Genomic DNA, 8,429 nt, shown 5'->3' with positions numbered 1-8,429 from the left:
GCCGCGTCGTCGCGGCCGAGCCGGTGCACCGCGAGCAGCGCCGCGCGGGCCGCCGGCCCGGATTGTCCGAGCAGCGTGCCGAACGCACCGCGAAAAGCGGCCTGGGCGGGCTGCGCCCACTGCCCGGTGGCCATCAGCGCGCCGGCCACCGTCTGCGGCCGGGCCAGCGCCTGCACGACGGGGTCGGCGGCCAACGCCGCGGCGTCGCCGATCCGCACGCTGTGCGCCAGGATCGCCGAGACGCGCTCCTCGCCCGCGTCGTACAGTCCCGCGAGGTCGGTGATGCCGGCGTCCACCTCGTGCCGCAGCGCGGCGTGCACCCGGCCCGGGCGGCCGGGCTCGGCGCTCTCCGGGCGTTGGCCGAGCACGAACTCGGCGAGCGGCCCGGCCGGCAGCGCCCATGTGTCGCCGCCCTCGAACACCGCCGGCAACACGCGCGTCGCGTGTTCGATCGTCGCGGCGGCGGGCTGCGGACCGGCCGCCGGGTACAGCGCGGTCAGTGCCCGTTCCCACTGGTGGGCCGAGAGCGGCAGGTCGAGCCCGGACAGTGCGGCCACGGCCGAGCGCACGTCCTCGGGCAGGGTCGCCCACCAGGCCAGGTGGATGCGCGCCGCCCGATCCGGCAGGCCGCCCGGCGCGCTGTTGTTCGGCGCCGCGGGCAGCCGTGCCCCATCCACGCGGGCGGCCAGTCGGGCCAGTCCCGGGTGCGGAAAGGCGGCTTCGGCGCCGAACGGCGAGCCGAGGGACGAGCCGGCCGCGAGTTCGGCGTACCAGCGCTCGAATCGGCCGGGGTGGGTCCAGCGGGGTTCGTCCAGGTTCAGCGTGGCGGGCGCGGCGACGCTGGTGAACGCCGCCCGGGTGTCCGGCCGGGTGCACTCCACCAGGAGTCGCACGTACGGAAGTTCGAGGAGCGGGTCGAGCAACTCGGCGACGATCCGGGCACCTTCGCCGGGTAAGCCGGGCACGCCGGCCTGGTCCGGGTCGGCGACCGCGATCACCGTGCGCCGGGGGTCGAGCGCGACCGCGGCGATCAGTTGTCGGGGCGTGCGGGCGGCGATGCCCAGGTGGGCGGCCAGTTCCGCGACGACGCCGGGCACGGTGAGGCCGGCGGCGGGCACGAACGCGTGCAGTCGGCGGGCGGGTGGCGTGTCGTCCGCGGCGGTGGCGGCGTACAACCAGGCCAACAGGTGCGACTTGCCCGAACCCGCCGAACCGCCGACCAGGCACAGGCGGGGCGACCGCTCGTCGTCCAGCCAGCCCAGCAGCGCGCGGGCGGCCAGGTGTCGGCCGGCGCCCATGTGCGGCAGTCGATGCCCGTCGTTGTCGACCACGGTGTCCGTCCCCCGATTCGTGGTGCACGCTGACCGGTCAGCGATTGTCGGCCTGCTCCGCGACGTGTGTCATCAGGGCCCGGACGCCGTCCTCCCGCGACTGCGCGCTCTCCCCATAGCCGAAGCTGTGGGTGAACTCGGCGTCGGGAAACAGCCGGCCCATCCACAGCGCACAGTAGTGGCCGGGCATCAGGCAGGGTTCCAGCTCGCAGTACACCCGCAGCACGTCCTCGGCCGGCACACCCTCGGCCGACAGGCGGTACCACACCAGTTCCTCGGGGTGCGGCAGTCCCGGGCGGGACACCTCGGTCACGATCTGCTTGTTCCCGTCGGCGTCCAGGATCTCGAACGCGGCCGAGCCGGCGATGTTCAGCGGCAGTCGCACATCGTCCAACACCCTGGGCCACCACGCCTCACGCTCGGCGAACGCGGCCGGGTCGAGCGCGAGCAGCTCCTCGCGCAGCTCGCGAAAGAGCGGGAAGCCCTCGACCGGTTCGTCCACCGCGGCGATCCGGGGCAACGCCTGATCGAGCGTCAGCAGCCCGGCGGCGAACGTCTCCACGCTGCTTGCGACAGGCATCTCCGGCAGGTCGACGCCCAGGAACAGGGCCCGGACCGAGCCGTCCGCGGCGACGTAGAGCTCCGCGCCCTGATCGGTGCCGAGCCGGACCCGCTCGCGCACCGCGGGATCGGGCAGCGACTCCCCGATCGCGTCGGCGAATGCCCCCAGCGTCGCGGGGTGTTCGTCGTCCGCGCCGATGAAGTACGCGCCGACCTGCACGGGCATCGGCACACCGGCGAGCTGCGGCGAGTTCGCATAGCGCAGTCCGTCCCGGCCGAAGCGTTGATGGAGGGCGGCGGAGAGGTCAGAGTCCATGGTGATTCGAGTATCTCTCTTTCGACGGCGGGGTCGAGGTACGGCTCGATGTCCGTGCGATCAGCGCAGCGGATACAGACCGTCGATGTACGAACCGAAATAGGGAATCCACAGGCTTTCCCCGCGGTACGGAATCGGATCGAGCGGCTCGATCCGGGCCCGGATCGAGTCCGCGACGCGCCGGTACTCCTCGTTGCCCGGGCCCGTGCTCCCGGGTTCCGTGCGCGGGGTCTTCGTCCACAGGAGATACAACATGGTGCACAACGAGGAGAGGTCGCCGTTGATCTCGCAGTACTCCGATCCGCCGTCCGCGAAGGCGTGGATCCGGCCGGTCTTCAGCTGAAGGAAGACGTACCACTGCTGAATTCCGCCGAGCACGAGCACCGGACCGACGCCGTCGAGTTCGGGCAGGTCGACTCCCTCGTCCGGGTGGCCGAGGTCGAGCAGGCGCGACGCCTGCGCGCCCGGTTCGCCGGCCAGGGCCGGGGCCATCCGGAACAACCCCTGCGGGATCCCCACGTCGCACAGGAAGTCCAGGTCCTCGACCCGCCCCGGGACCTCGGCGAGTTCGGCGCGCGAGGCGCGCACCACCCGGCCCTCGGGGAAGACCTCCAGCAGCCCGCGGCGGTCGATGTCGAAGATCATGAATCACTCCAGCTGTGTCCGGCGCTTCCGGCCCTTCCCGGGCCTTCGAGCCGCCTGCCGCCGTTCCGGCGGCTTCGAGCCTGCGGACGCCTACGGATACTGGTACGTGTATACACCGGCCAGCGGGCCGGTGTTGCCCGCGGCGTGCTGCCGCTGCAGGTCGTGCATGTACAGGTTGAAGGGGCCGTTGCGGTCCGCGCCGTCGAGCCGGCGCGAATCGAAGTCGGCGACGTGGCTCACCTCCAACGGAGCGTTTCGGCCGCTGCCGTTGAGGTGCATGTCCACCCAGATGTCACACCCGGCGCCACCGGTCTTCGGGAAGGGTTGGCACGGTGCCCGCTCGGTATAGAGCCGGGTCACGTCGTTCTGCATGCCGTTGTGCACCATCGGCAGCCCGATCGCCCGCTCGGAATGGCCGCCGTTGTTGCCGCTGCTGCCCACCAGGACGAAATCGCCGCCGCGTCCGGAGGGGTCCTGATAATGCAGCGAGGCGTAGTTGTTGCCACCGTAGTCGTTCTGCGCCCGGCGCACGTCCTCGACGGCCCGGGAAAGATCCGTGGGATGTTGCAGGGGTCGTGATTGCACCGGCGTGCGCGGCGTGGCATTCCCGGTGTCGTTCTGTTCTTCCTTCGCGTACTTGTCGTAGCGGCCCTTGCCGCCGGGCACCGGCACACGTTTCGGCTTGCCGCGCGGGGTGACCTCGGGATTACCGTCCTTGTCGGTCTTGATGTTGACCTTTATCGTGCCGTCCGGATTCAGCACCCGGTCGATACCGGAATTGCCGCCGGGTTGGACCGGGACGAGTTTCCCGTCGACCAGTTGATGGACCCGACCGTCCTCGTCGACGAAGTACACCGGTGTCCGGCTCTGCCCGGGCCGATTGTCGCCGGAGCCGGCCGGGCCCTTACCGTCGCCGGAGCCGGGCTTCTTCGGGTCCGAGCCGTCGACCCGCTTCCCGAACCGCTTGAGGTTCGCCTCCTCGGTCGCGGTCGTGCGCTTGGCGCCCGCGCGCACATTGCCGGCGGTCTTGGCCACGGCCTGCTGGAGCGCGCCACCGGCGCGGGAGTGGCCGGTGGACAACGGCTCGAAGACCTTGCCGAAGGTCTGACCGAGGCCGTCCTTGTTCCAGAACGAGCCCTTGGCCTGGAGTACGCCGGTCAACTTGGTGTGCGCGGCCTCGATCCGGGCGGCGGAGGCGTCGATGCCCCGGGCGCCGGACTCGACGTGTTCCGGGACGTGCTTGAACCCGTTGGTGCCCGTGGGCGGTGGGCCGGCCGGCTTGCCGCCAGGGGTGCCGCCGTCCGTGCCCGATGAGCCGCCGGGCTTGTCCGAGGTGTCGGTGACACCGGGCCGCTTGGGTGCCTTGGGCACGGTCGCGGGCGCGTCGCCCGGCTTCGACGCGCCGGGCGCGTCGTGTCCGCTGCCCGAATCGCCGCCCTTCGGGCCCTTCTTGGTCTTGCTCATCGCCGATCGCCTCCCCGTAGGCCGTCGCGCGCGTTCGACGCTCCGGGAGGAGGCGGGTCCTACCCGCCGTGATGCGCTCGTGCGCGGACGATCCAGCGATCGGGCCGCCGTACGAACTACCCCCGTAGTGACCGAACGACCCTGCCAAACCTACGTTCGGTGCCCGGCGAGGCCAACCGGCTTCGGGTCAAGTAATGCAAAGTGCAGGGAAGTTCGCGAAATCTTCCGCACCGTGCGACCCGCCGCCCACGCGGTCCACGCCGGCCTCGAAATCGGCCTCCTGGACGCCGAGGCGCACGGGTCGGGCGTCGCAGAGCGTCCACATGTACCGGGGCGCCGGCCCGCGTTGCAGGTCTTGGCTTGCCGTGAAGAGGTTGGGCCCGCCGGTCGGCCGGCGGGCCCTGGGTGGGACCGGGTCGGGGTGTGGCTATCGCGCCTGGTCCGCCCCGGCCGGGGTGTGTTCGGCGGCGGGGGCCGTTCCAAGCGAGGGTGGTGAGCCGGCGGGGGCCTTGCCGCGTGCGGCGAGCACGGCCAGCACCAGCGTGGCCAGGCCGGCCAGACCCGCCAACACCGAGATGCCGGGCAGGACCACGCCCAGGACGAGGTTCTGCGCCTCGCGCCACGCGGAGTCGGTGAGCCGGAACAGCCCTATCCCGACGGCGGTCACTCCCAGGAGTGCGATCACCGCGTGCCAGATCACGGGGTTGGCCGGCCGTGGGTCGACGGCCGGCGCGGGAGCCGGCGGAAACGGCGTTCCGGTCGCGAGCGGCGACGCCTGGGACGCGGCGGCGACGGGTGCACCGGCCGGCATCGGCGGGGCGGCGGGCACCACTTCGTCCCACGTGGTCAGGCGCGGCGGCACCGGCGCCGCGGACCCGTGGGCGACCTTGACGGTCTCGTCGTCGGTGCGTCCGGGCGCGGGCTCGCCGGACTCGTGCGCGACCTTGACCGTCGCGTCGTCGGCGCCGCCTGGCGCGGGCGATTCCGGGTCCCGGGCCACCTTGACGGTCTCGGCGTCGGTGCCACGCCGGATGGCCGGCACCCGGACCGGCGCGCCGCCGTCGTAGGGCTTCTCGGCCGCAGGCTTGTCGGCCGCGGGCGCGTCGTCGTCCTTGCCGATCCGAACGGCGGGCGGCACCACGGGAGTCGTCGCATCCGCATCCGGGTCGACCCTGCCCGACCCGGCGGCCGGCTTCGCATCGCGGCCGTCGTCGTCCGTACGCACCGCCGGCGTCGCGTCGCCGTCGGCCACTGCGCCGGGAGTGCCGGCCGGCTTTCCGGTGCGCTTCTTGCCCGTGCGTACGGCGGGTGTGGTGACCGGAGTCGCGTCGTCGGCCTCGTTCGCACCTTCGGCGGCGTGCGCGACCGGCTTTGCGTCGTTTCCGGCACCCGCCTTGCCGGCGCCGGCCTTCGCGGCCGGCTTCCCGGCGCCCTTCTTGGCCGCCCGTGCGGCGGGCGTGGCCACCGGGGTCGCGTCGCCGTCGCCCTCGGCGGCACGTGCCGCCGGCTTCGCACCGCCCTTGGCCGCGGGTGTTGTCACCGGCGTCGCGTCGTCCCCGTCGCCCGTGGTGTCGTCGTCCCGGACCGCGGCGGCCTTCGCGGCCGGCTTCCCGGCGCCCTTCCTGGCCGCCCGCACGGCGGGCGTGGCCACGGGAGTCGCATCGTCTTCGGCCTCGGTGTCCGGCTCGGCGTCCCCGCCCTCGGCGGTCCGGGTCGCCGGTATCGCCACCGGCGCCGGGTCCGCATCGGCAGGTTCCGTCGTCGCCGGTGCGTCGAGCGCGGCCAGTGCCGGCACCTCGGCCGTCTCCGGCTCCTCAGCCTCGTCCCCGCCGTCCGAGTCCGCCTGCGCCCGCTCGGCAGCACCGGAATCCGAACCCGCATCCGAATCCGAACCCGCAGACGCGGAGAGCGCGGCCACTTCCTCGGGAAGCCAGTCCACGCCCGGCTCCGCGGCAGCGAACCGCGCGACCAGGTCGGCCGCCGAAGGCCGTGCGGTGGGACGCTTCTTCAGGCAGTCGGCGACGATCTCGCGGAGCCAGTCCGGCAGTTCCGTCAGATCAGGCATCTCGCGCACGACCTTCTGCGCGATCTCGGCGACCGACCCCGCACCGAACGGCGCCACGCCTGCCGCATGGCACAGCACCCCGCCCAGTGCGAACACGTCGATCGCCGGGCCTATGGAGCCACCGGTGACCTGCTCCGGCGCGGGCAGCCCGGGTACGTCCACGACGCCCGTCCGGGTCATCCCGGCCGAACCGAGCGCCCGGGCCAGCGCGTAGTCCGCGACGCGCGGTCCGTCCGCCGCGAGCAGGACGTTCGCGGGCTTGAGGTCACGGTGCGTCAGATCGGCCTCGTGGATCGCCGCGAGTCCCTCGGCCAACCCCGCGCCGAGCGCCCGCAACGTATGTTCCGGAAGCGGCCCGTGCGCCGCGACCGCCGCCTCCAGGGACGGGCCGGCCACATGCTCGACGACCAGCCACGGCGGCGTGCCGTCCGGGTCCGCGTCCAGCACGTGCGCGACGTGTGTACCGCCGACCTCCTGCGCGATCGTGACGTCCTTGCGGAAGCGTTCGAGGAACGTTGTGTCGGATGCCAGATCCGGCCGCACCAGTTTGACGGTGACGTGCTCACCGCCCGGCGCGCGCCCGAGGAACACCATCCCCAGGCCGCCCTGACCCAGTCGGGCCGACAGTCGGTACCGCCCGACAACCCCGGGATCGCCCGGCTTCAGCGGATCCATGACTGCCGCCCCCTCTACGTGCGTACGTGCCATGCCAAGGCAGGGAGCGGCCCCAGGGCATGCCACCGGCCCTGTTCGTCTCGCCTCCCCGCGGACTGTGCCGCGCAGCCTACCCTTCGAGCCGAGGCCCCACCGAGGACCGGGACGAGCCTGTCGACGTCCCGTACACCTTCCGTCGGTCTTCCGCCGCCGATGCCGCGACATCCGTGGATCGCCGGGACATGTCCGGATTCGCGCCTTTGACCGTGCTCCGCGTGCGCGGCTAGCTTCACCGCAACACGCGGTGACACCCGGCAACATCACCCCGCACGGCGAGGGAGCTGAACCGATGGCGATCGTTCTGGGGCCGAATCGATATGGCAAGGCCGAGGTACGACTGGTCCGGGTCACCCGGACCACCGCGACCGAGCACGAACTGTGCGATCTCGACGTGTCCGTGTCGCTGTCCGGCGACCTCGCGGACACCCATCTGCGCGGCGACAACGCCCATGTGATCCCGACCGACACGATGCGCGCCGTGGTGTACGCCTTCGCGCAGGACGAACCGCTGCCTGCGATGGAGGCGTTCGGGCTGCGTCTGGCCCGGCACTTCGTCGACGCGTACGACCCGATCGACACCGCGCGCGTACGCGTCCTGGAGTATCCCTGGATTCGGATCCCCGGCACCCACGGACCGCATCCGCACGCGTGGACCCGGGCCGCCGGCTCCCGGTACGCGGGTGTCCTGCACGGGCCGGCGGGTATCGAGGTCTGCTCGGGCCTGGCGGACGTCACCGTGCTCAAGTCCACCGGGTCGGAGTTCCACGACTTCCTGACGGATCGATACACCACGCTGGCGCCGACCCGGGACCGGGTCCTGGCCACGAGCGTGCAGGCGTGCTGGCGGCATCGGCGCGACGACGAGGGCGCGTCGAGGGACTGGGACGCGTCGTTCGGCGCCACCCGCGACACGCTGTTGCGGACCTTCGCCGAGACGCACAGCCTCTCCCTGCAACAGACCCTGTATGCGATGGGCGAGGCGGTGTTGACCGAGCGGGAGGACCTGGTCGAGGTGCGACTGGAACTGCCGAACAAGCACCATGTGCCGGTCGACCTGGGTCCGTTCGGCCAACACAACGCGGGCGAGGTCTACCAGGTGACGGACCGACCGTACGGCCTGATCGAGGGCACGGTCCTGCGCGACGACGCGACGCCGGCGCTCGCCGACCTCCCCTGGCGGTAACGCGGGACGATCCACGCGGCGAGCCGCATGCCGCATGCCGCAGGGGCGGGGGCCCCCAATGTGGCCCCCCCCCCCCCGCCCCCCCCCCCCCGCCCCCGCGGGCGGTTTTTTTTTGGGGGCCCGGGGGCGGCCCGGGGGTGGCCCGCTTGG

5 protein-coding genes and 1 pseudogene are annotated in these 8,429 nt (G+C 72.7%); 1 reads left to right on the top strand and 5 read right to left on the bottom strand.

The window, feature by feature from the left end; all coding sequences use genetic code 11:
- The 5 genes and pseudogenes from ABZS54_RS40605 to ABZS54_RS40585 form a co-directional block, all read right to left on the bottom strand.
- A pseudogene (locus tag ABZS54_RS40605) lies at positions 1 to 1,331 on the bottom strand (hypothetical protein); the annotation flags it as partial.
- A 37-nt stretch (positions 1,332 to 1,368) separates the two neighbouring features.
- Positions 1,369 to 2,208 carry a nucleic acid/nucleotide deaminase domain-containing protein gene (locus tag ABZS54_RS40600; RefSeq protein ID WP_355547724.1) on the bottom strand — a complete coding sequence of 280 codons (840 nt, stop codon included), beginning with the start codon at positions 2,206 to 2,208 and terminating at the stop codon, positions 1,369 to 1,371.
- Positions 2,209 to 2,268: 60 nt separating this feature from the next.
- Positions 2,269 to 2,853 carry an SUKH-4 family immunity protein gene (locus ABZS54_RS40595; RefSeq protein ID WP_355547722.1) on the bottom strand — a complete coding sequence of 195 codons (585 nt, stop codon included), beginning with the start codon at positions 2,851 to 2,853 and terminating at the stop codon, positions 2,269 to 2,271.
- A 90-nt stretch (positions 2,854 to 2,943) separates the two neighbouring features.
- Complete coding sequence (locus ABZS54_RS40590; RefSeq protein ID WP_355547719.1) at positions 2,944 to 4,317, bottom strand: hypothetical protein; 1,374 nt, start codon at positions 4,315 to 4,317, stop codon at positions 2,944 to 2,946.
- A 427-nt stretch (positions 4,318 to 4,744) separates the two neighbouring features.
- Positions 4,745 to 7,057 carry a serine/threonine-protein kinase gene (locus tag ABZS54_RS40585; protein ID WP_355547716.1) on the bottom strand — a complete coding sequence of 771 codons (2,313 nt, stop codon included), beginning with the start codon at positions 7,055 to 7,057 and terminating at the stop codon, positions 4,745 to 4,747.
- A gap of 328 nt (positions 7,058 to 7,385) precedes the next feature.
- On the opposite strand from ABZS54_RS40585, the gene pucL reads away from it, so the two are divergent.
- Positions 7,386 to 8,279, top strand: a complete 894-nt coding sequence (gene pucL / locus ABZS54_RS40580) for a factor-independent urate hydroxylase (protein ID WP_355547713.1) — start codon at positions 7,386 to 7,388, stop codon at positions 8,277 to 8,279.
- Positions 8,280 to 8,429 lie beyond the last annotated feature (150 nt).

It is taken from the genome of Embleya sp. NPDC005575 (assembly GCF_040605455.1).
In the GTDB taxonomy this organism is placed as follows: Bacteria; Actinomycetota; Actinomycetes; order Streptomycetales; family Streptomycetaceae; genus Embleya.
The sequence above is the reverse complement of the archived record's forward strand: the minus strand, read 5'-3'. Positions and strand labels throughout refer to the sequence as shown.

Coding starts and splice junctions, on each gene's coding strand:
- ABZS54_RS40600 (WP_355547724.1), bottom strand. CDS start 2,208: ATGGACTCTGACCTCTCCGCCGCCCTCCATCAACGCTTCGGCCGGGAC.
- ABZS54_RS40595 (WP_355547722.1), bottom strand. CDS start 2,853: ATGATCTTCGACATCGACCGCCGCGGGCTGCTGGAGGTCTTCCCCGAG.
- ABZS54_RS40590 (WP_355547719.1), bottom strand. CDS start 4,317: ATGAGCAAGACCAAGAAGGGCCCGAAGGGCGGCGATTCGGGCAGCGGA.
- ABZS54_RS40585 (WP_355547716.1), bottom strand. CDS start 7,057: ATGGATCCGCTGAAGCCGGGCGATCCCGGGGTTGTCGGGCGGTACCGA.
- pucL (WP_355547713.1), top strand. CDS start 7,386: ATGGCGATCGTTCTGGGGCCGAATCGATATGGCAAGGCCGAGGTACGA.